This window comes from Kitasatospora sp. NPDC093102 (genome assembly GCF_040683915.1).
In the GTDB taxonomy this organism is placed as follows: Bacteria; Actinomycetota; Actinomycetes; order Streptomycetales; family Streptomycetaceae; genus Kitasatospora.
Map to the genome: position 1 here is coordinate 10,748 of NZ_JBFBFA010000021.1, position 21,091 is coordinate 31,838.

Annotated in this window: 18 protein-coding genes; 14 read left to right on the forward strand and 4 right to left on the reverse strand. The window is 73.3% G+C overall.

Going from position 1 to position 21,091, the window contains the following annotated elements; genetic code table 11:
• Positions 1–20 precede the first annotated feature (20 nt).
• On the forward strand, positions 21–5,420 hold the full coding sequence (locus AB0O11_RS24235; RefSeq protein ID WP_363390649.1) for an amino acid adenylation domain-containing protein: 5,400 nt from the start codon (positions 21–23) through the stop codon (positions 5,418–5,420).
• A 185-nt stretch (positions 5,421–5,605) separates the two neighbouring features.
• On the opposite strand, the gene AB0O11_RS24240 is transcribed toward AB0O11_RS24235, so the two are convergent.
• Positions 5,606–5,767: a hypothetical protein gene (locus AB0O11_RS24240; protein WP_363390652.1), complete on the reverse strand. Its 162-nt coding sequence runs from the start codon at positions 5,765–5,767 to the stop codon at positions 5,606–5,608.
• Positions 5,768–5,987: 220 nt separating this feature from the next.
• Here AB0O11_RS24240 and AB0O11_RS24245 point away from each other — a divergent pair, with 220 nt between their 5' ends.
• The 10 genes from AB0O11_RS24245 (at position 5,988) to AB0O11_RS24290 (ending at position 15,127) form a co-directional block, all read left to right on the forward strand.
• Positions 5,988–6,809 carry a 4'-phosphopantetheinyl transferase superfamily protein gene (locus AB0O11_RS24245; protein ID WP_363390655.1) on the forward strand — a complete coding sequence of 274 codons (822 nt, stop codon included), beginning with the start codon at positions 5,988–5,990 and terminating at the stop codon, positions 6,807–6,809.
• A gap of 241 nt (positions 6,810–7,050) precedes the next feature.
• On the forward strand, positions 7,051–7,911 hold the full coding sequence (locus AB0O11_RS24250; protein ID WP_363390658.1) for an alpha/beta hydrolase: 861 nt from the start codon (positions 7,051–7,053) through the stop codon (positions 7,909–7,911).
• Positions 7,912–8,127: 216 nt separating this feature from the next.
• Positions 8,128–8,637: a hypothetical protein gene (locus AB0O11_RS24255; protein WP_363390661.1), complete on the forward strand. Its 510-nt coding sequence runs from the start codon at positions 8,128–8,130 to the stop codon at positions 8,635–8,637.
• Between the two features lie 268 nt (positions 8,638–8,905).
• On the forward strand, positions 8,906–9,796 hold the full coding sequence (locus AB0O11_RS24260; RefSeq protein ID WP_363390664.1) for a hypothetical protein: 891 nt from the start codon (positions 8,906–8,908) through the stop codon (positions 9,794–9,796).
• Between the two features lie 68 nt (positions 9,797–9,864).
• The gene (locus tag AB0O11_RS24265) at positions 9,865–10,734 is read left to right on the forward strand and encodes a hypothetical protein (RefSeq protein ID WP_363390667.1); all 870 of its coding nucleotides are present in this window, start codon (positions 9,865–9,867) and stop codon (positions 10,732–10,734) included.
• Positions 10,731–11,573, forward strand: coding sequence for a hypothetical protein (locus tag AB0O11_RS24270; protein WP_363390670.1), 843 nt, complete (start codon positions 10,731–10,733; stop codon positions 11,571–11,573). The genes AB0O11_RS24265 and AB0O11_RS24270 overlap by 4 nt, the downstream gene beginning before the upstream one ends.
• Positions 11,570–12,532 carry a hypothetical protein gene (locus AB0O11_RS24275; RefSeq protein ID WP_363390672.1) on the forward strand — a complete coding sequence of 321 codons (963 nt, stop codon included), beginning with the start codon at positions 11,570–11,572 and terminating at the stop codon, positions 12,530–12,532. Before AB0O11_RS24270 ends, AB0O11_RS24275 begins: the two co-directional genes overlap by 4 nt.
• 176 nt (positions 12,533–12,708) lie before the next feature.
• A complete protein-coding gene (locus AB0O11_RS24280) occupies positions 12,709–13,344 on the forward strand; it encodes a hypothetical protein (RefSeq protein ID WP_363390675.1) in 636 nt (211 codons plus the stop codon).
• A 233-nt stretch (positions 13,345–13,577) separates the two neighbouring features.
• A complete protein-coding gene (locus tag AB0O11_RS24285) occupies positions 13,578–14,777 on the forward strand; it encodes a transposase (protein WP_363390958.1) in 1,200 nt (399 codons plus the stop codon).
• A 47-nt stretch (positions 14,778–14,824) separates the two neighbouring features.
• Positions 14,825–15,127: a hypothetical protein gene (locus AB0O11_RS24290; protein WP_363390678.1), complete on the forward strand. Its 303-nt coding sequence runs from the start codon at positions 14,825–14,827 to the stop codon at positions 15,125–15,127.
• Between the two features lie 223 nt (positions 15,128–15,350).
• On the opposite strand, the gene AB0O11_RS24295 is transcribed toward AB0O11_RS24290, so the two are convergent.
• Together AB0O11_RS24295 and AB0O11_RS24300 are read right to left on the reverse strand one after the other, a co-directional pair.
• Positions 15,351–16,250 carry an endonuclease/exonuclease/phosphatase family protein gene (locus AB0O11_RS24295; protein WP_363390681.1) on the reverse strand — a complete coding sequence of 300 codons (900 nt, stop codon included), beginning with the start codon at positions 16,248–16,250 and terminating at the stop codon, positions 15,351–15,353.
• Between the two features lie 173 nt (positions 16,251–16,423).
• Positions 16,424–17,056 carry a M15 family metallopeptidase gene (locus tag AB0O11_RS24300; RefSeq protein WP_363390684.1) on the reverse strand — a complete coding sequence of 211 codons (633 nt, stop codon included), beginning with the start codon at positions 17,054–17,056 and terminating at the stop codon, positions 16,424–16,426.
• Between the two features lie 143 nt (positions 17,057–17,199).
• Between AB0O11_RS24300 and AB0O11_RS24305 the strand changes: the two genes are divergently transcribed.
• Both AB0O11_RS24305 and AB0O11_RS24310 read left to right on the forward strand, forming a co-directional pair.
• Positions 17,200–17,883 carry a response regulator transcription factor gene (locus tag AB0O11_RS24305; protein WP_363390687.1) on the forward strand — a complete coding sequence of 228 codons (684 nt, stop codon included), beginning with the start codon at positions 17,200–17,202 and terminating at the stop codon, positions 17,881–17,883.
• Complete coding sequence (locus AB0O11_RS24310; RefSeq protein WP_363390690.1) at positions 17,880–19,043, forward strand: HAMP domain-containing sensor histidine kinase; 1,164 nt, start codon at positions 17,880–17,882, stop codon at positions 19,041–19,043. Before AB0O11_RS24305 ends, AB0O11_RS24310 begins: the two co-directional genes overlap by 4 nt.
• A gap of 261 nt (positions 19,044–19,304) precedes the next feature.
• On the opposite strand, the gene AB0O11_RS24315 is transcribed toward AB0O11_RS24310, so the two are convergent.
• Positions 19,305–20,408, reverse strand: a complete 1,104-nt coding sequence (locus tag AB0O11_RS24315; protein WP_363390693.1) for an NADH:flavin oxidoreductase/NADH oxidase — start codon at positions 20,406–20,408, stop codon at positions 19,305–19,307.
• A 153-nt stretch (positions 20,409–20,561) separates the two neighbouring features.
• Between AB0O11_RS24315 and AB0O11_RS24320 the strand changes: the two genes are divergently transcribed.
• A complete protein-coding gene (locus AB0O11_RS24320) occupies positions 20,562–21,005 on the forward strand; it encodes an NUDIX domain-containing protein (RefSeq protein ID WP_363390696.1) in 444 nt (147 codons plus the stop codon).
• The last annotated feature ends 86 nt before the right edge of the window (positions 21,006–21,091 follow it).

The following is a 21,091-nucleotide window of genomic DNA, read 5'->3' on the forward strand; positions in this document are numbered from 1 at the left end:
GATCAACGACTGAGGAGTGAATGGTGAACGTGTCCGTGCAGGAGGAGATTCTGTGTGGGTTGTTCGGTGATGTGCTGGGCGTGGAGCGGGTGGGGGTCGATAGCAACTTCTTCGCGCTCGGCGGGCAGTCGCTGCTCGCCACGCGGCTGGTGAGCCGGGTGCGGGCGGTGCTCGGCTGCGAGGTGGGGGTCCGGGACCTGTTCCGCGCCCCGACGGTGCGGGAGTTCGCGCGGCACCTCGCGTCGGCGTCGGCCGGCGAGCGTCCGGTGCTGGCCCCGGTGGAGCGCCCGGCCGGTGGTGCCGCCGAGCTGCCGGTGTCGTTCGCGCAGCAGCGGCTGTGGTTCCTGGGGGAGCTGGAGGGGCCGAGCTCCACGTACAACATGCCGTGGCTGATCCGCCTGGCGGGGCGCCTGGACGTGGACGCCCTGGAAGCGGCGGTGAACGACGTGGTGGGGCGCCACGAGGCGCTGCGGACGGTGTACCCGTCGGTCGGCGGCGAGCCCTGGCAGTCGGTGCTCCCGGCCGAGGAGGCCCGGGTGCCCGTCCAGCGGGTGGACGTGGCCGCGGGAGAGGTGGACGCGGCGGTGGCCGCCGCGGCGGAGCGGGTGTTCGACCTGTCATCCGAGATTCCGGTCCGCGCGTGGGTGTTCCGGGTTTCGGAGGACGAGCACGTCCTGCTGCTGCTCCTGCACCACATCGCCGGCGACGGCTGGTCGGTCGGCCCCTTCGGGCGTGACCTCAGCGCGGCGTACGAGGCCCGCCTGGTCGGGGCGGACCCGGCGTGGGAGCCGCTGCCCGTCCAGTACGCCGACTACGCGGTCTGGCAGCGCGAGCTCCTCGGGACCGCGGACGACCCCGAGAGCGTCGAGGGCCGCCAGCTCGCCTACTGGCGCGGCCAGTTGGCCGACCTGCCGGAGGTCCTGGCCCTGCCCACCGACCGCCCCCGCCCGCAGACCGCCTCCCACCGGGGCGGCATCCACCGGCTCGGCGTGCCGGCGGCCCTGCACGGGCGGCTGGCGGAGCTGGCGCGGGAGAACCAGTCGACGCTGTTCATGGTGATGCAGGCGGCGGTGGCGGCGCTGCTGACGCGGCTGGGTGCGGGGACCGACATTCCGATCGGTGCGCCTCTGGCGGGTCGTACCGAGGAGGGTCTGGACGACCTGATCGGTTTCTTCGTGAACACGGTTGTGCTGCGGACGGACACGTCGGAGGATCCGACGTTCCGGGAGCTGCTGGGCCGGGTGCGTGCGACGGACCTGGAGGCATACAGCCACCAGGACATCCCGTTCGACCGTCTGGTGGAGGAGCTGAACCCGGCCCGCTCCACCACACACCACCCCCTCTTCCAGGTCATGCTGGCCTTCCAACACTCCTACGAGGGCCGGATCGCCCTACCCGGCGCCGAGGTCACGTGGACCGACGTTCCGGGCGGGACCGCGAAGTTCGACCTGTCCGTGTCCGTGGCCGAGCAGCACGGGACGGCGGGCGAGCCAGCCGGTCTCACCCTGGAGTGGAACTACACCACGGACCTGTACGACGAGGACACCGTCGCCGCGCTCGCAGGCCGTCTGATCCGCTTCCTCGAAGCCGCCGCCGCCGACCCGGACGGCCGTATCGAGATGCTCGGCCGGACCGCCGAGTCCGCCGCCTCCGCCGGTTTCGCCGGCACCACCGACATCGAGGACGCCCTGCGCACCCACGAGCAGGTCGCCGACGCCGTGGCGCTGGTGCGCGCGGACGCGGACGGCGGCAGGCGGATCGTCGCGTACGTCGTGCCCGAGACGGGCGCAGCCCTCGACGAGGCCGCCGTACGGGAGCACCTCGCGGCCGTCCTGCCCGCCGCCCGGATCCCCGCCGCCTTCGTCCTGCGCGCCACCGCCCCGGCCGGGGACTCGGACGGCTCCGGCTCCGCCGCCCCGGCCCGTACCCCTGCGGCCGCGCTGACCGCCCAGGAGGAGATCCTCTGCGGCCTGTTCGCCGAGGTCCTCGCCCTGGAGCGGGTGGGGGTCGACGGCAACTTCTTCGCGCTCGGCGGCCACTCGCAGCGCGCCACGCGGCTGGTGAGCCGGGTGCGTGCGGTACTCAACTGCGAGGTGGGGGTGCGCGATCTGTTCCGCGCCCCGACGGTGCGGGAGTTCGCGCGGCACCTCGCGTCGGCGTCGGCCGGCGAGCGTCCGGTGCTGGCCCCGGTGGAGCGCCCGGCCGGTGGTGCCGCCGAGCTGCCGGTGTCGTTCGCGCAGCGGCGACTGTGGTTCCTGGGGGAGCTGGAGGGGCCGAGCTCCACGTACAACGTGCCGTGGCTGATCCGCCTCGCCGGACGCCTGGACGTGGACGCCCTGGAAGCGGCGGTGAACGACGTGGTGGGGCGCCACGAGGCGCTGCGGACGGTGTACCCGTCGGTCGGCGGCGAGCCCTGGCAGTCGGTGCTCCCGGCCGAGGAGGCCCGGGTGCCCGTCCAGCGGGTCGACGTGGCTGCCGACAGCGTCGACGAGGCCGTCTCCGCCGCCTCCCGCGCCCCCTTCGACCTGTCAAGCGAGATCCCCGTGCGCGCCTGGGTGTTCCGCATCTCGGACGACGAGCACTTCCTGCTGCTGCTCCTGCACCACATCGCCAGCGACGGCTGGTCGGTCGGCCCCCTCGGGCGTGACCTCAGCACGGCCTACGCGGCCCGCCTGGTCGGGGCGGACCCGGCGTGGGAGCCGCTGCCCGTCCAGTACGCCGACTACGCGGTCTGGCAGCGCGAACTCCTCGGGACCGCGGACGACCCCGAGAGCGTCGAGGGCCGCCAGCTCGCCTACTGGCGCGGCCAGTTGGCCGACCTGCCGGAGGTCCTGGCCCTGCCCACCGACCGCCCCCGCCCGCAGACCGCCTCCCCCCGCGGCGGCATCCACCGCTTCGGCGTGCCGGCGGCCCTGCACGGGCGGCTGGCGGAGCTGGCGCGGGAGAACCAGTCGACGCTGTTCATGGTGATGCAGGCGGCGGTGGCGGCACTGCTGACGCGGCTGGGTGCGGGGACCGACATTCCGATCGGTGCGCCTCTGGCGGGTCGTACCGAGGAGGGTCTGGACGACCTGATCGGTTTCTTCGTGAACACGGTTGTGCTGCGGACGGACACGTCGGAGGATCCGACGTTCCGGGAGCTGCTGGGCCGGGTGCGTGCGACGGACCTGGAGGCATACAGCCACCAGGACATCCCGTTCGACCGTCTGGTGGAGGAGCTGAACCCGGCCCGCTCCACCGCACACCACCCCCTCTTCCAGGTCATGCTGGCCTTCCTCCAGGCGACCGACGGCGACCAGCTCGCCCTGCCGGGCCTTACCACCAGCTGGCACGACGTCCTCACCCACACCGCCAAGTTCGACCTCGACTTCGGCATGACCGAGCGGCACACCGCCGACCGCGTGCCCGCCGGCATCGACGCCCACATCGAGTACCTCTCCGACCTCTTCGACCACGCGACGGCCGTCACCATCGCCGACCGTCTCCTGCGCTTGCTCGAAGCCGTCGCCGCCGACCCGGACCAGCCGATCGGTGCCGTCGACGTCCTCGGCGACGAGGAGCGCGCGGCCCTCCTCCGCACCGGCGGCGACACCCGCGTCGACCACGCGGACGAGCAGCCCGTCCACCGGCTCTTCGCGGCGCGTGCCGCGAAGACCCCGGACGCCGTCGCCGTCGTCTGCGGGGACACCGAGCTCACCTACCGGGAGCTCGACGTCCGCTCCAGCCGGCTCGCCCGCCACCTCGTCGCACGGGGTGCGGGTCCGGAGATCCCGGTCGCGATCTGCCTGGAGCGCGGGCCGGAGATGATCGTGGCGATGCTCGGCGTCCTCAAGGCGGGAGCCGCGTACGTCCCGCTCGACCCGGCCAACCCGGTGCGGCGCCTCCAGTTCATGCTGGACGAGACCCGAACCCCGATCGTCGTCACCCAGGAGTCGGTCGCCTGCCGGCTGCCCGTCTCGGCCAGTCGGCAGACGCTCCTCATGGACCGCGACCGCCCGCTCCTCGACGCCCTCGACGGATCCGACCCGGCCATCCCGGTCGGCCCGTCCTCGCTCGCGTACATCATCTACACGTCCGGTTCCACGGGCACGCCCAAGGGCGTGATGATCGAGCACCGTTCGATGAGCAACCGGCTCCAGGAGATGGGCCGACGCTACGGCCTCGGCCCCGCCGACCGCACCCTGCAGTTCGCGTCGATCAGCTTCGACGCGGCGGCTGAGCAGATCTTCCCGACGCTCATGGCCGGCGGCCGGATCGTCCTGCGCGACGGCGAGACCTGGACGCCCGCGCAGAGCCTGCGGGTGATCCGAGAACAGGGCATCACCGTCGCCGAGTTCACCCCCGCGATGTGGCAGCAGATCGCGGCGCGCCTGGAGTCCGGCGACACGCACGGCGACACCTTCCGGCTCCTCGTCCTCGGCGGCGAGGCGGTGCCGGTGAACCTGGTCGAGCAGTGGTTCCGTACGACCTCGGTGCCTATCTGCAACACGTACGGCCCCACCGAGACGACCATCTCGGCGACGGCGTTCACGCTGACCGGACCCGTCGACCGGGTCCCGATCGGCCGGCCCATCGGCAACACCGAGGCGTACGTGATGGACGCGCGGGGCGGACTCGTGCCGACCGGGGTCCCCGGCGAGCTGTGGCTCGGCGGCGTCGGTGTCGCCCGCGGCTACTGGGAGCGGCCCGAGCTGACCTCCGGGGCATTCGTGCCGCACCCCTTCTCGGCCGACCCGGACGCCCGCCTCTACCGCACCGGCGACCTCGTGCGCTGGCTGCCCGACGGGAACCTGGAGTTCCTCGGCCGCATCGACCACCAGGTCAAGCTGCGCGGTCTGCGGATCGAGCTCGGCGAGATCGAGGCGGCGCTCGCCGCCCAGGAGGAGATCGCCTCGGCGGTCGTCCTGGTCCGGGAGGACGAACCGGGCAACACCCGGCTCGTGGCCTACGTGGTGCCCGCGCCGGGGCGGTCCGTGGACGTGCCCGCCGTCCGGCTGCGCTGCAAGGACGCCCTGCCCGACTACATGATCCCGGGCGCGTTCGTGGTCATGGACGCGCTGCCGCTCACCACGAGCGGGAAGATCGACCAGCGGGCGCTGCCGGCGCCGGCCGCCGAGCGCGAGCACCTCGCGAGTGGGTACAGCGCCCCGCGCAACGAGGTCGAGGCGGTGCTGGCGGAGGTGTGGAAGGACGTCCTGGGCATCGAGCAGGTGGGCATCCACGACAGCTTCTTCGAGCTGGGCGGCCACTCGCTGCTCGCGACCCGGGTGGTCAACAGGGTCGAGCTCCTCACGGGTCTGGAGACCTCTCTCAAGGAGTTCTTCGCGGCGCCGACGGTGGCGTCGCTCGCCGCCCGCCTCCTGGAGCTGATCGCCCTGGAGGACGACGAGGAGCCCGTACTGGAGAACGCCGGGGCCTGACGGGCCCCGGGGAGCCGGAGGGCCAAACGGCCTTGACCGCGCTCACCGGACGCTCCGGGATTCCGGGAGCGGTGAGCACGGCCAGGGCCGGTCGGACCGGCGAAAGATCAGGCGCCGGTACACGCACCGATGAAGTCGCAGGCGCAGGCACGGACGGACGCGGTGGGCGCGGCCGCCGGGCCGGTTCAGCCCCACGGGTTGTGCGGGTCGGGGGACTCGGTGATGACGACCGTGGGCTCGTTCTGCGGGGTGGTGGCGTCCTCGGCGTAGGCGTTGCCGGAGAGGGATGCGGCCGCGGCGACGAGGAGGGCGAGACCAGCGATGCGGAGCGCGACGTTCTTGATCATCTTCTACTGACTCCAAGTCCGTGAAGTGCGGCCGACCGGCTGCTGCTTGAGGAATGCCTGAAGCTTGGCAGCCCCGGCCATCGGGTCACTATTGATGCATTTCCAGGACGGATAGGCGATCCATGGGACCGCATCTGACCTGGCCTTTCGAACCTATCGACAGCTTCGGACAGTGCGTTTGACGCGCGATTCGTTGTCACCTGAGGATTTGAGGATTCGCATGAAGCTGATGAACCCGCCGCGGGTCGCACCGGTTACCGCGCCGGCCGGGGGGAAGACCCTGTCGCCGGTGGTCGACTGCCATGTCTGGCTCTCCCGCGTTCCGGACCGCCCGGAGCTGAGGTTCGACCTGCTCGACGAGACGGAACGGGCCCGCTGCTCGCAGTTCGTGAACGGGCGGGACCTCGCCCTCTTCGTCACCGGCCGCACCCTCGCCAAGTCGGCGGTGGGACTCCTCGCCGGCATCCGCCCCGAGGAGGTGCTCCTGCGGGCCCTGTGCCCCGACTGCGGCGGCCCGCACGGCAAGCCGTGGGTGGAGGGCAAGGCGGCCGGCTGGGAGCTGTCGCTCTCCCACGCCCGGGACATGGTGGCGGTGGCGGTGGCGCACGGCCACGCGGTGGGCGTGGACGTCGAGTACTTCGTCCCGGCCGCGACCCCCGGCGTCCCCGTCGAGTACGAACTCGTGCTCACGCCCGCCGAGCGCGCGGTCGTGGAGGCCCTGCCCGTGGAACGGCGTGCCAAGGCCTGTCTGACGCTGTGGACGCGCAAGGAGGCCGTCCTGAAGGCGACCGGCGAGGGCCTGAACACCTCGATGGAGTCCTTCACGGTGTCCCCGGCGTTCACGCCGCCCGAACTGATCGCCTGGCACGGTCCGGACGCGCCCGGCCGCCCCCGGCTCGCCCTGGCGGACCTGCCGAGGGTCGGCGACTGCCACGGAGCGCTCGCGGTGATGGGTGCTCGATCCGTAGTCGTTGACGTCCGTACGGACACGGGACCGGGCTCGGGAACGGGTTTGAAGACGGGCCCTAGTACTCCACTGTGACTTTGAGATCTTGCGATGGAGCCGGGTGAGAACGGCAACGGCCACCGCGTGATCATCAGTATTAGAGGAGCTGACAGAACTGCGTAGCGCCCATGTCTGTTCGCCCGTCGGCTCGTTGCGGAGACCGCGGGGAAGCGACCGCCGTGATCGGTGTCGGACGACCTGTGGGGCCGGACGCCTCCGGAACGCCCCCGGCCGGTAATCCGTGGCGGGCGGAGGTGGCCGGTGCCAGGATGACCGGATGCCGACATTTCCTGCTCCGGACGGAACCCGCCTCGCCTACCGCACCGTGGGGGAGGGCGATCCGCTGATCTGTCTCCCCGGAGGCCCGATGCTGGCCTCCGCCTACCTCGGTGACCTGGGTGGCCTGCCGGCCGCCGCGGGGCGCTCGCTCGTGCTGCTCGACCTGCGTGGCACGGGGGAGTCCGGGACTCCGGCTGACCCGTCGAGCTACCGCGTCGACCGGCAGGTGGACGACATCGAAACGCTCCGGGCTCACCTCGGGCTGGAACGGATCGACGTCCTGGCCCACTCCGCCGCCGGCGACCTCGCGTTGCTCTACGCCGGCCGGTATCCGCAGCGGATCCGGTCGCTGGTGCTGGTGACCGCCCGGGCCCGGGCGGCCGGCATCGAGTTCCCGCTGGAGGGACGGCGCGAGGCGCTCGCGCTGCGCAGCGGAGAGCCCTGGTACGACGAGGCAGTGCCCGCCTTCGAGCGGGCGATGGCCGGGGAGGCGACCAAGGACGATTGGCGGTTCCTGGACCGCCTCATCTACGGCCGCTGGGACGCGGAGGCGGAGGCCCACGCCGCCTCCGGCGAGGACGGCCAGAACGAGGAGGCCGCTCACGCCTACCCCGGTCCCGGCGCGTTCGACGACGCGGCTGCGGTGCGTGAGGTGCTGACCGAGCTCGACGTGCCGGTGCTGGTGCTCGCGGGCGAGCTGGATCCGTCCCCTCGCCCGGACAAGGCCGCGGAGGTCGCGGCGCTCTTCCCACGTGGGGAGTTCGTCGTCCAGCCGGGTGCCGTGCATTTCCCGTGGCTGGACGATCCGAAGTTCTTCGTCCGGACCGTCGGCGAATTCCTGAGCCGCAGCGATGCGTAGCGGTCGGCTCCGGAGTCAACCCCCGAAGGATTCTCGGCGCTGATCGCTCGGCTCCGCACGGAGCCGACCCCGGGAACCGGTCGGCGGGGGCTCGGCCGGCCGGTGACCATCCGCCCGCCGTCCTCCAGCCAGACGCGGGTTTCGTGGCCGTCCGGGTAGGGACCGCCGACCGGGCGCTCCTCGTCGAACTCCCGTCCGTCCACGTTCCAACGGTAGGTGCAGCCGTACGTCCTGGCGCCCAGGCCGCCGCCCTCCACCGGCAGCCGGCCGGTCACCCGGCAGTGCGTCACCACCGCCGGCACGCTGCGCGGCTCGTGCACCCGCACCTGGACGGTGTGGACGGCCTGGGCCGTCGCGAACGCCGCACCCCAGACGGCCGCGAGCAGCAGCACCGCCCACACGCAGAGCCCCGTGTACGGGCCGCCGCCCGCCCGCCGGCGCAGCGGGAGCGAGGCGGTCACGGCCACCGCCAGTGCGGCGGCGCACAGCCATGGCAGCCACCCGCCCACCGGCTCGTCCAGCGACCACGCCCACACCGCCGGCGCCCCGGCGGCGGCCGGCACCGCGAGCCCCGCCGCGGCCGGTACCGCCCGCCGGCGGCCGCACTCCTCCTCGGCCATGGCTCTCTCCTTCCCTCCCGTCAGGTGGCCTCTGCCCGTTCCTGACGCCGTCCGGCCCCGCGGGCGGGCCTTGGTGCGGAGCGGTGACGGGACCGCGACATCGTGACGGGCCGGACGGGGCAGCCGTGTTCGAAATCGATGTGTCGACACTGCGTCATCACCGCAGGACAGCGGCCCATTGCGGTTCGATCACGACGTGCCCGGTTCATCGAACATTGGGTGAGAGTGTGGTGATTGATTGCTTTGGCAGCGCTGTCAGCCGGCTCTCATAATTCCTGGCGACACGCGTGACGGAACGGCCGGAACCCGCTTGGGGAGTGGTTCCCGCGAGGGGCCCGCGCGTGAGATTCCGCATTCTTCCTGGGGGGATTCCCTTGCCCGAGCCCGAGAACGAGAGCGCCGCCGCCGGACCTCCGGCACCGGCCGAGCCGGCTGCCGTGGCGCCGCCGGTCGCCGTGCCGGAGCAGACCGCCGCCGAAACCGGGGGCGTCGCGTCCGTCCCGGAGCCGGCCCCGCGCCGGCTGCCGCGCGCGGTCGGCGTCGCGCTGGCCACCGCCGGCCTGCTCGCCGTCACCGCGGCCAGCGCCGCGGTGACCGTCGCCGTCGGCAAGCCCGACGCCCGCCCGGCCGCGACCGCAGCCGCACCCGCCCCGTCGAAGCCGGCCGCGAGTGCCACCGCGAGCGCCACGCCCTCGGCCGCGCCCGTCCCGGTGCCCACCGCCGTCCCGGCCGAGCCCGCCCCGGCCAGCACCGTCAAGGGCACCGTCAACGGCGGCAAGCACGAGGGCGACCTGCGCTACTTCCTGCTCCCCATCCCGGCCGGCGGCGAGTCCTACGGACCCGTGGACGGGATGACCATGACCGACGACGACGTCGCCGCGCTCTTCGGCAAGCAGGACGGCATCATGGACATCCTCAAGTCCTACGGCTACAAGGGCGGCGCGACCCGGATGTACCGGACCGCCGACGGCAAGGCCGAAGTCACCGTCACCCTGCTGAAGTTCGGCTCCACCGCGATGGCGGACGACTTCGTCAAGGGCTACAAGGTCAAGTCGCTGGACCCGTTCGACATCGACGGCGACCCGGGCGGCCGCGGCTACCTGAAGGACCCCAAGCAGCAGGCGTACACCGGCTCGATGAGCGGCATCTCCAGCCAGGGCGACGTCCAGTACACGATCGACGTCGACGTGAAGGGGACGCCCGACAAGGCGCTGCTGAACGAGCTGATGAAGCGCCAGCGCGAGTGGCTCACCACCGGCGGCTGAGCCCGGCTCCGCCCGCCCGTACGACGCCACCCCCTTCCTCTTCCTCCTTCTCCTCTGGAGCCACTTCCGTGACCACCGAACCCGCGGAGCCGGCGCCCGCCGCACCCGCGTCCGGGCCCGCAGCGCCTGCCGCGCCCGCTGTTCCGCCGCCGCCGCCCGCCGCGCCGCCCGCCGCGCCGCCCGCCGCGCCGGAGCTCGGCGAACCCTTCACCCCTGCCGAGCCGTTCGAGCCGTCCGAGGCCGGTGCCGCCCCCGCCCCGCGCGGCCCGCGCCGCCCCCGCCCCGTGCTGCTGACCGCCTGCGCCCTGGTGCTGGGTGCCCTGGCCGGCGGCGGCGTCGGCTACGCCGTGCAGGCCCAGCGCCCGCCCACGCCGCTGCCGCCGCTTCAGGTCGCCCACCCGTCCTACCCGGCCGACACGGTCGACCCGGCCGCCCTCGCCGCCGAACAGCCCAAGCCGCCGGCCATCGACGGCGACCTGACCAAGCTGCTGATCGCCGCCCCCGAGGGCAGCACCCCCTGGGCGGACTTCGCGGACAAGCCGAGCTGGATCTCGATCGGCGAACTCGCCGAGGAGAGCGGCAAGGAGGCCGCCACGTTCAAGAACCTCGCCTCGCACGGCTTCCGGCGCGCGGCCGAGGTCAACTGGAAGAAGGACGGCGTCCTCTACCGCGTCCAGCTGGTCCAGTACACCGCGGAGCACGCCGACGAGGCGAAGTCCTTCGACTGGCAGCAGCAGTTCGCCGAGGGCGCCAACGGCGGCTACAGGGTGGACACCGAGCCCCACCACTGGGCCGAGAGCACCGAGCAGTACTACTACGGCGAGGCCATCGCCAAGCGCGGCACGGTGCAGATGACGATCGAGATCTTCGACACCCAGCCGGTGAACCCCGACACCCTCAAGGACCTCGCCAAGCGGCAGTGGGAGCGGCTCGTATGAACGACAACACCGTGACCACCGCCGTCCCGGGCGCGCCCGAGCCGGCGCCCGAAACCCTGCCCGCCGCACCCGCCGCACCTGCCGCACCCGCCGGGCCGAGCCCCGCCTCCCGCCGGCTGCTGCGCGCCGGCGCCGCGACGGCCGCGGCCGCGCTGGTCGGCGTGGCCATCGGCGTCGGCATCATCAAGACCCAGTACGACGACCCCGCACCGGCCACCGCCGCCGCCCCGTCCACCGCTCCCACGCCCACCGCGACCGCCACGCCGTACGGCGCCAAGTCCAACGGCAGCCACTTCGGCTCCCTGCGCGACCTGCTGCTGCCCGTCCCGGCCGGCTACGAACCGGGCCCGGACGACGGCGGCTACGGCAACGACACCGAGCTGAGCGGCGAGCAGCTGTCCGCCGAGCTGGACGCCGACCTCCAGCAGCTCCCCAAGGAGAAGCGCGACAAGATGCGCTCCTACTGGGAGGGCATGCACGTCAAGGCCACCGGCGTGCGCACCTACCGCGCCGCCGGGAACGACCTGGTGGTCAGCCTGAAGCTGCACCAGTTCAACCAGCAGGAAGTGCAGCGGATCAACGAGTACACCGCGGTCTTCACCGGCGACACCGGCCTGTTCCGGATCGGCCCGGCCATCCCGGGCCACCCCGAGGCGCACTGCTACCTGATGCCCGCGCCGCCGTCCGCGGCGATCGACTACCTGGAGTGCTCGGCCGCCGAGGGCGACCTCCTGGTGATCATGAACGCCGAGGGCGTGGCACCGCTGCCCAAGGACAAGATCGTCGCCCTCTTCACCTTCCAGCTCGACCGCCTCGCCCGCCCGGGAGCGTCCGCATGACCGACCACGCCACCCCGCCGCCCGTTCCCGAGGCCGTCGCGGACCCCGCCGTCCCCCTCGTTCCCGAGGACCCGGCCGTTCCCCTCGTTCCCGAGGACCCCGCCGTCCTCGCGGAGCAGGAGGCCCGCCGCACCCGCCGCCGCAAGGCCGCGCTGCGCTGGAGCTGCGCCGCCCTGGTGTTCGCCCTCGCCGGCACCGGCACCGCGCTGGCCGTCACCGCGCCCGAGCGCACCGACCTGCCCGGGCTGGCCACCGCGAGCGACGGCCGCTACACCTTCGCGCCGCTGACGCTGCCGCCGCTGCCCGCCGGCAAGGAGGCCCCGGGCGGCAAGGACAGGTCCCCGCACCACGCGGACCTGCGCTACCTGCTGCTGCCCGCCCCCAAGGAGGCCGGTGGCTCCCTGACCCCGCCCGTCTTCCTGGCCCCCACCCTCGGCCCCACCCCCTCGGGATCGCCGACGGCCTCCCCGACGCCCTCGGCCTCCGCCACCGCGCTCGCCCCCGTCTCCGAGTTCGGCCAGTGGGTGCCCTGCGACGCGATCGCCGAGGAACAGCAGGACCCGGCCAAGATGCGCTCCCTGCTCCTGGAGGACGCCTGCCGTGCGGCCACCGTCCGGGAGTGGACCGCCTCCGACGGCACCCGCACCCAGATCCGGCTGCTGCGCTTCGGCTCCTACCGGGAGTCCTGGGACGCCTTCACCGGCCTGCGCGGCAAGGCCAACCCCAAGGCCGCACCCGACACCAGGGCCACCCCCCGCTCCGACTGGGACACCGTCGACGGCATCATCCGCACCGTCATGGAATCCACCACGGCCGGCCCCAAGGGCGACCCCACCGCCCGCTTCGCCTACGTCTCCGCCTCCGACGTCCTCGCCGTCATCACCATGACCAACCCCGCGGGCGTCCCGACCGTCCCGTTCCGACAGGTCGTCACCCTCCAGTCAGACCTCCTCGCCTGACACGACCTCAGTACACGTACCACCGGGCCGGATCCCCTCGGGGAGCCGGCCCGGTGGCTTTCTCCGCCTTCTGGAACAAGATCGGGATATTTCCCGCACCGGCTCGTGAACGACCCCCACGTACGGTGGTCACGCATCACAGACCCGCACCACCCGAACGACAGCAGGAGAGCCTCATGCGCACGCGCCGCCTCGTCCTCACCGCCGCCGCCGTCGCGGCGATCGCCGCCACCGCAACGGCCTGCGGACCGGACAACAGCGACGCGGCCCCCGCGGCCACCGCTGCACCCACCACCGCTGCACCCGCCACCGGCGCACCGGCCCAAGCCGCACCGACGCAGACCGCCGCCCCCAAGTCCTCCGCCCCCGCCGCCTCCACGCCCTCCGCCCCCGCCGCCGACAAGAGCGGGTACGGCCAGGCCTGCGGCGCCAACGACCTGGTCTTCGGCGCGAAGGCCGAATCCCAGGCCGGCGGCTACATCCTGATCAGCGCCAAGGCCAAGCCGGGCATCACCTGCACGCTCCCCGCCGGCCACCCCGTCATCGCGTTCGGCTCGCGCGGCATCGAGGCCGCGGCCTTCGAGCACGCCGCCGGTGAGCCGATCACCCTGAGCGGCGCCAAGACCGCGTACGCGGGCATCATGGCCAAGACCACCAAGGGCAACCAGGCGGTCGAGTTCACCGACGTCACCATCGGCATCGGCAACCCCGACCCGAACCCGGCGAGCGTCCCCGTCGGCACCACCCCGGTCGACAAGCCGGTCGTCACCAACTGGCACACCGCACCGAAGGACGCCGTGCCCGCGAACTGACGGCAGATCACGGAAGTGACGTCGCTGCCTGATCCCGGTATCTGTCAGGCCGTTGCCCGGTCATGATCCCGGGCGGGGCAGTTGATCGGCTGCCATCCCTGATCTTCGGAGGGTATCCCCGGCTTCAGCCGGGGAGGGAATCCGATTCCGGGACGCGGCGGAGCGCTCGTGGTGTCTTCTGTCAGTGGTGTGTGGCATGTTGATTGCGGCGGCGGTGGAGGGGGTGGGTCGTGTTGATTCGTGCGTACAAGTTCATGCTGCGGCCCACCGTGGGCCAGCAGCAGGCACTGACGGAGATGCTGCGGGATCACTGCTCGCTCTACAACGGGGCGTTGCAGGAACGCCGGGATGCCTGGCGGCATGTCTCCGGGACGACGGTCCGCTATGGCGATCAGTCCGCGCAGCTCAAGGAGATCCGGGCGTTCGACCCGGAGTGTCAAGGCCGCTGGTCCTTCTCCTCCCAGCAGGCCACGCTTCGACGGCTGGACAAGGCGTTCGCCGCGTTCTTCCGCCGGGTCACGTCCGGCGGGAAACCCGGATACCCACGCTTTCGCGGCGTGAACCGGTTCGACACGGTGGACTTCCCCCAAGACGGTGACGGCTGCCGCTGGGACTCAACCCCGCACGACCCGGTGACCCGTGTCCGTTTCCAGGGCGTCGGCCACGTCAGGGTGCATCGGTACCGGCCGGTGGTCGGCAGGGTCAAGACGATCTCGGTCAAGCGTGAGGGCAAGCGCTGGTACGTGGTGTTGACGGCCGAGCAGGCCCGGCCCGGGCCGCTGCCCGCGACCGGATCCGTGGTCGGCATCGACATGGGCATAGCCAGCTTCCTCGCCGACTCCGACGGCGGGTTCGTTCCCAACCCCCGCCACGGCCGGAAGGCCGCCGCGAAGCTCGCAGCCGCCCAGCAGGCCCTCTCCCGGTGCAAGCGCGGGTCGAAGCGCCGCCGCAAGGCCGTGGAGACCGTCGCGCGGCTGCACCGCAAGGTCCGCCGTCAACGGCTCGACCATGCCCACAAGACCGCCCTCGGTCTGGTCCGCGCGCATGATCTGATCGCGCACGAGGACCTCAGGATCCGCAACATGGTCAAGGCTCCCGCGCCGAAGCCTGATCCCAAGCGGGCGGGCGTGTTCCTGTCGAACGGGGCTGCGGCCAAGGCGGGGTTGAACCGTTCGATCAACGATGCCGGGTGGGGGGTGTTCCTCACGATCCTGCGCGCCAAGGCTGAAAGCGCCGGGCGGGAAGTGATCGCTGTGGACCCCCGCAACACCTCCCGGACGTGCCCCGCATGCGGGCACGTCTCGGCGGAGAACCGGCCCACCCAGGACACCTTCCACTGCGTCAGCTGTGGCCATGCGGCGCATGCTGACACGGTGGGAGCCGTCAACGTTCTCCGGGCCGGGCTGGCCCGTCGCAACGCCCGCCCGGGTTAGCGAGAAGCCCCCGGCTTCAGCCGGGGGAGGAGTCACATCCTTCTGCCATGGCGAACTGGCGGCGGTCCCTGGGGGATGTCTTCTGGGCTGTGGATCGTGCCCTGGGCGGGCAGAAGCGTCCGACGCGGATCCAGAAATGGGTGGCCCGGCACCCGATAGGCACGGGCCTTTGCATGGCCGTGCCCTTCACACTCTTCTTCTTGATGCTGTCGCGTGAGGAGGAACCCGGTGATCCCCTGTTCGCTGTAGTGTTCGGGCTGCTCTTGGGGCTTGTCTTCGGTCTCACGGCCGTGTCAGAGCGGCTCCGGCAGCGTCGTCTCAAGCGCCTGGGGATGTGGGACGGGTCTTGAGGGCCGGGGGCCGAAGGGACGGCTTCCGGCCTCAGCCCCCGGGCGGTGGGACGTGCGTGGGTCGGCCGGCCTTCGCCGGTTCTTCGGCCCGCGCCCGCGTCGGTCAATCCCGGGCCCGCGACGCGCCCCCGGCCTGGCGGCCGGGAGGTGCCCCCACCTCCGCCTCGCCCTGCACGCACCCCAACGCCGAGAGCCGGCCCGAGCCGCCCGCCGGGGCCCACCGTCACGCCGACAGCCTCGCCGCCACCGGGCGGTGGTCGCTGGGGGTGGCGGGCAGGGCCCAGGTGGCGGTGGCCGGCAGGCCGCGGGTGAGGACGTGGTCTATGCGCACCAGGGGCAGTGCGGCGGGCCAGCTGAAGCCGAAGCCGCTGCGGGCCGGGGTGAGGCGGCTGGTCAGCGGGGCGAGGGCGCGGTCGTCGGCGGCGGTGTTGAGGTCGCCCAGCAGCACGACCCGGCGCAGCGGTTCGGCGTCCAGGGCCCCGGCGAGGGCGCCGATGTCGCGGTCGCGGTGGGCGGTGGCGAAGCCGGTCACCGTGGTCCGCACCGAGGCGAGGTGGGCGACGTACACCGCCACCGGCCCGCCCGGGGCGCGGACCTCGGCCCGCAGGGAGCGGTTCCACCCGGGGTCGATGACCAGCCGCCGGGACTCCGTCACCGGGTAGCGGCTCCACAGGGCGACGGTGCCGGTGCGGGCGTGGTGGGGCAGCGCCTGGTCCAGCACGCCCCGGTAGGCGGGCAGGGCCGCGTCGGTGACCTCCTCCAGCGCGACCAGGTCCGGGCCGGCGGCGAGCAGCGCGCGGGCGGTGCCGGCCGGGTCCGGGTTGGCGGCGTTCACGTTGTGGGTGACCACCGTCAGACCCGGCCCGCCGGCCCCGCCCGCCGGCGCCCCGCCGGACAGCAGCAGCGGCCCGAACACCACCGCCCACACCACGGCCAGCACCCCGCCCGCGCAGGCCGCCGCCGGTGCCCGGCGCAGCGCCGCGCACAGCAGCGCCGCCACCGCCACCAGGCCGCTCCACGGCAGGGCGCTCTCCCACAGGCTGCCCAGGCCCAGACCCAGGTCCGGCACCAGCCGGTGGCCGCCGAGGGCGAGCGCGGTGAGCAGCCCGAGCGCGGCGGGCACGCGCCCGCGCCGCCACCGGGGCACGGCCCGCCACACGGGTGCGGCCCGGCGCCCCGGTGCGGTCAGCCGCCTCGGTGCGGCCCGCCACCTCGGTACGGTCCGTCGCCGCCGGTCCGGCGGGCCGGCCTTCGTGGGCGTTTCGGAAAGCGCGGAAGACGTCACGGCGCGCCCCCTCACCCTGCGGCGTCCGGCAGCGGAGCCGGGCAGGTCCCACCCGGCGGGGTGAGCAGTTCGAAGTGCCAGATCTCGTTGTTGTACACCTGGCACAGCCCGTACTTCGCGCCGTGCTGGATCAGCCAGTAGTCGGCGTTGGTCGGGCCGACGTCCACCGCCTTGCCGGTGACGTGCGCGGACTTCTCCGGCGTGTTGACGAACCTGCGGGCCTGCTCCACGCTCCCGTACTTGACCACCCCCCGGTCCAGCAGCCGCTGCTGGTAGGCCTTGCTGCGCCAGCCGGAGGTGACGGTCATCTCGATGCCCTGGGCCCGGGCGTCGTCGGCCGCCCGTTGCAGGGCCTCGCGCAGCGGCTTGTCCAGGTTGCGCACGGCCGGGGCCTCGGTGTCGAAGGGGCTCAGCGTCCGGCCGTCGGGTACCTCCCCGTCCGCCTCACCCCCGGCCGTGACGGGTTGGGCGGTGACGGTGGAGGCCAGGGAGCGCAGGGCGGCCTCGGTGCCCGGCGGGTCGGCGGCGTACACCCCGGCCAGGGCCAGCACCGCCGCCGCCGAGCCGCCCGCGGCCAGCCACCGCCTGCCCCGCGCCGTCGTCGTTGCCGTGTCCTCTTCCGTCCGCGTCTGCGTCGAGTCCATTCCTGCCTCCCGGTGTGCTCGTCCGTTGCGGACCATTGGAGGAGACACGGTGTTGCGAGGACGTCTGCGCAGGCCGATACGTTTTCGATAGGCCCCATCCGGTCCAATGGGGTGTGCGAACGGCGACGACGGGAGAACGGCACGTGCGGGTCCTGGTAGTGGAGGACGAGATCTACCTCGCGGAGGCGGTCCAGGCGGGCCTGCGGCTGGAGGCGATCGCCTGCGACATCGTCACCGACGGCGACGCGGCGCTGGAGCGCCTGGCCGTCCACAGCTACGACGTCGTCGTCCTCGACCGTGACATCCCCGGCACCCACGGCGACGACGTCTGCCGCAGCATCGTCGAGCGCGGCCTCGGCTGCCGGGTGCTGATGCTCACCGCCGCCGCCCGGCTGAACGAGAAGGTCGCCGGCTTCGAACTCGGCGCCGACGACTACCTCACCAAGCCCTTCGACCTCGCCGAACTCGTCGTACGGCTGCGCTCGCTGGCCCGCCGCCCGGCCCAGGCCGCCCCGCCCGTCCTGGAGTACGCCGGGCTGCGCCTGGACCCCTTCCGCCGCGAGGTCTACCGGGACGGCCGCTACGTGGGCCTGTCCCGCAAGCAGTTCGCCGTCCTGGAGGTCCTGATGACGGCGCGCGGCGGCGTCATCAGCGCCGAGGACCTGCTGGAACGCGCCTGGGACGAGAACGCCGACCCCTTCACCAACGCCGTCCGCATCACCATCTCCGGCCTGCGCAAACGCCTCGGCGACCCGTGGGCGATCCAGACCGTGCCGGGGGTGGGCTACCGCCTCACCGGCCCGGGCGGGGAAGGCACCCCACGATGAAAAAGCCCCCTCGTGCCGAGCACCCGCCCGGCAAGCGCCGTCCGGGAAGCCGCCCGCGCCGCCTGACCGCCCGGATGCGCCTGACCCTCAGCTACGCCCTCTTCGCCGTCACCGCCGGCACCCTCTCCCTCGCCGTGGTCTACGTCGGCATGCGCTACGTCCCCAACTACCCCCTCACCTCCTCCAACCCGCGCTACCGCTCCGACGCACCCTCCCGCCAGGAGATCCTGCGCTCCCTGCTCACCGCCAGCGGCTACGCCCTGGCCCTGCTGACCGCCGTCGGCCTGGCCGGCGGCTGGCTGATCGCCGGCCGGGTGCTGCGCCCGCTGCAGGACATCACCCGCGCCGCCCACACCGCCGCGAGCGGGGCACTGGAGCACCGCATCGCCCTCACCGGGCCGCGCGACGAGTTCACCGATCTTTCCGACGCCTTCGACGAGATGCTGGCGCGCCTCCAGCGTTCCTTCGAGGCCCAGCAGCGCTTCGCGGCCAACGCCTCCCACGAACTGCGCACCCCGCTGGCGATCACCCGCACCATGCTCCAGGTCGCCGCCGCCGACCCGTCCGGCCAGGACTGGGGAAAGCTCGTCACCCGGCTCCAGGACACCAACCAGCGCGGCATCGAGATCAGCGAGGCCCTGCTCCAGCTCGCCGACCTCGGCCACGCCCCGCCCGACCTCGCCCCCACCGACCTCGCCGCCGCGACGGGGGAGGCGCTGGCCGCCGTCCGCGACGAGGCCGCGGCCCTCGGCATCACCCTCACCACCGACCTGCGCCCCGCCCCGACCACCGGCAACCCCGTCCTGCTGCGCCAGGCGGCCGTCAACCTGCTGCACAACGCGCTGCGGCACAACCTGGCCTCCGGCGGGCGGGTCACCGTCGCCACCGGGGCCGACCCGCAGCGGCCCGGGCGGGTGCGCCTGACCGTCGCCAACACCGGCCCGCAGCTGACGGCGCAGGCCGTGGCCACCTTCACCGAACCGTTCCTGCGCGGGCGCGGGCGCACCGCCGAGACCGACCCGGCCCGCCGCGGCCACGGCCTGGGCCTGGCGATCGTCGCCGCCGTCACCGAAGCCCACCACGGGGAACTCCACCTCGCCCCCGACCCGGCCGGCGGCCTGCGGGTGACCCTCGACCTGCCGGGCTCGCCCGAGGGGTAGGCGGTTCGGACGGGCTCGGGGAAGCGGTCGAGTTGCGCTCCACCCAGGTGCGCAGGTGCGCCGGCGGGACGCAGGCGTCCACGCTGACGAGGAGACCCCCTGATGGCCGAGATGCCCGCGACGCCCGCCGCCGCATGACCGAGGTGATCGACAAGGCGGCCCGGGTCCACCCGGACGAGGGCCGGCTGCCGGCCGCCCGTACCCACGGCCGCGACCGGTTCCACCGGCCCGGCCGCTTCCCGCCCCGGCTGCTCGCGGGTGTCAGATGCGGTGGTACTGGACGGGGGTGGCGACCTCGCCGCCGAGTTCGGCGGCGGCGTGGCGGGCCCAGTAGGGGTTGCGCAGCAGTTCGCGGCCGAGCAGGACGGCGTCGGCGTGGCCGTCGGTGAGGATGGCCTGGGCCTGGGCGGGGTCGGTGATCAGGCCGACGGCCGCCACCGGCAGGTCGGTCTCGCGGCGCACGGCCTCGGCGAAGGGCACCTGGAAGCCGGGCGCGGCCTCGATGCGGGCGTCGGGGACGATGCCGCCGGTGGAGACGTCGAGCAGGTCGACGCCGTGTGCCCGGAGCTCCTTGGCGAGACGGACGGTGTCCTGCGAGGTCCACCCCTCGCGGCCGTCCTCCGGGTTCTCGGTGAGCCAGTCGGTCGCGGAGACGCGGAAGAAGACCGGCAGGTCCTCGGGCCACACCGAGCGGACGGCGTCGACGACCTCCAGGGCGAAGCGGATGCGGCCCTCGAAGGAGCCGCCGTAGCCGTCGGTGCGGTGGTTGGCCGCGGGGGAGAGGAACTCGTGGACCAGGTAGCCGTGGGCGCCGTGGATCTCGGCGACCTGGAAGCCGGCGTCGAGCGCGCGCCGGGCGGCGTCGGCGAACTGCCGCACGATGTCGCCGATCTGCTCCTCGGTCAGCTCGTCCGGCGTGGTGTGGGCGGCGGAGAAGGCCTCGGCGCTGGGGCCGACCGGGGTCCAGCCGTGCTCCTCGCCCGGGGCGACGGGGCGTCCGCGGTCGACCCAGGTGCGTTCGGTGGAGGCCTTGCGCCCGGCGTGGGCGAGCTGGATGGCCGGGACGGTGCCCTGGCTCTTCAGGAAGGAGGTGATCCGGCGGAAGGCCGCGGCCTGCTCGTCGTTCCAGATGCCGAGGTCGTACGGGCTGATGCGCCCCTCGGGGCTGACGGCCGTGGCCTCCGTGATGATCAGCCCGGTGCCGCCGGCGGCGCGGGCCGCGAGGTGGGTGAAGTGCCAGTCGGTCGGGACGCCGGCCGCGTCCCCGTCCGGGGCGGCGCTGTACTGGCACATCGCCGGCATCCAGACCCGGTTGGAGACGGTCAGGGCTCGCAGGGTGAGCGGGGCGAAGAGAGAGGTGCTCATGTCGGACTCCCGGTGGGGTCGGCTGGCGCCAGGACAAAGGGGCGAGCATGCAACTTTTGCGGCTGCATTTACATTCATGAACAATAGTTGCATGCGCAGAGACTTGCAAGGGTGTCCCGTCGGCGCACCCTCCCACCTGCGACAATCCCTTCCATGATCGACTCCGCCGCCACCAGCACACCGGCCACCCCGACCGCACCGGCCACCCCCCTCGCCGTCGCCGCCGCCGCGATCATCCAGGACGGCCGGCTCCTGGTCGTCAGCAAGCAGGCCGCCCCCGACGTCTTCTACCTCCCCGGCGGCAAGCCCGACCCGGGCGAGGACGCCCTCCAGGCGCTGGCCCGCGAACTGCGCGAGGAACTCGGCGCGGCCCCGGTCGACCCCCGCCACCTCACCGACATCCGCGCCACCGCCGCCCTCGAAGGCGTGCCCATGCTGATGACCGTCTTCACCGCCACCCTGGACCGCGAGCCCGTCCCCGCCGCCGAACTCGCCGACCTGCGCTGGACCGACGGCCGCGACGACACCCTGCGCCTCGCCCCCGCCGTCCGCGACCACCTCCTGCCCCTGCTGCGCCAACGCGGCGACCTGGCCTGACGGGGTGGGGCCCGGGGCCGGCGGAAAACCCGTCGGCCCCGGCCGCCCGGCCCCGTGACGCCGGACGGCGCCGCCCGGAGGAACCG

Bases quoted from the DNA above. Each gene is read 5' to 3' on its own strand.
- AB0O11_RS24235 (WP_363390649.1), top strand. From the start codon at position 21: ATGGTGAACGTGTCCGTGCAGGAGGAGATTCTGTGTGGGTTGTTCGGT.
- AB0O11_RS24240 (WP_363390652.1), bottom strand. From the start codon at position 5,767: ATGATCAAGAACGTCGCGCTCCGCATCGCTGGTCTCGCCCTCCTCGTC.
- AB0O11_RS24245 (WP_363390655.1), top strand. From the start codon at position 5,988: ATGAAGCTGATGAACCCGCCGCGGGTCGCACCGGTTACCGCGCCGGCC.
- AB0O11_RS24250 (WP_363390658.1), top strand. From the start codon at position 7,051: ATGCCGACATTTCCTGCTCCGGACGGAACCCGCCTCGCCTACCGCACC.
- AB0O11_RS24270 (WP_363390670.1), top strand. From the start codon at position 10,731: ATGAACGACAACACCGTGACCACCGCCGTCCCGGGCGCGCCCGAGCCG.
- AB0O11_RS24275 (WP_363390672.1), top strand. From the start codon at position 11,570: ATGACCGACCACGCCACCCCGCCGCCCGTTCCCGAGGCCGTCGCGGAC.
- AB0O11_RS24280 (WP_363390675.1), top strand. From the start codon at position 12,709: ATGCGCACGCGCCGCCTCGTCCTCACCGCCGCCGCCGTCGCGGCGATC.
- AB0O11_RS24290 (WP_363390678.1), top strand. From the start codon at position 14,825: ATGGCGAACTGGCGGCGGTCCCTGGGGGATGTCTTCTGGGCTGTGGAT.
- AB0O11_RS24300 (WP_363390684.1), bottom strand. From the start codon at position 17,056: ATGGACTCGACGCAGACGCGGACGGAAGAGGACACGGCAACGACGACG.
- AB0O11_RS24310 (WP_363390690.1), top strand. From the start codon at position 17,880: ATGAAAAAGCCCCCTCGTGCCGAGCACCCGCCCGGCAAGCGCCGTCCG.
- AB0O11_RS24315 (WP_363390693.1), bottom strand. From the start codon at position 20,408: ATGAGCACCTCTCTCTTCGCCCCGCTCACCCTGCGAGCCCTGACCGTC.
- AB0O11_RS24320 (WP_363390696.1), top strand. From the start codon at position 20,562: ATGATCGACTCCGCCGCCACCAGCACACCGGCCACCCCGACCGCACCG.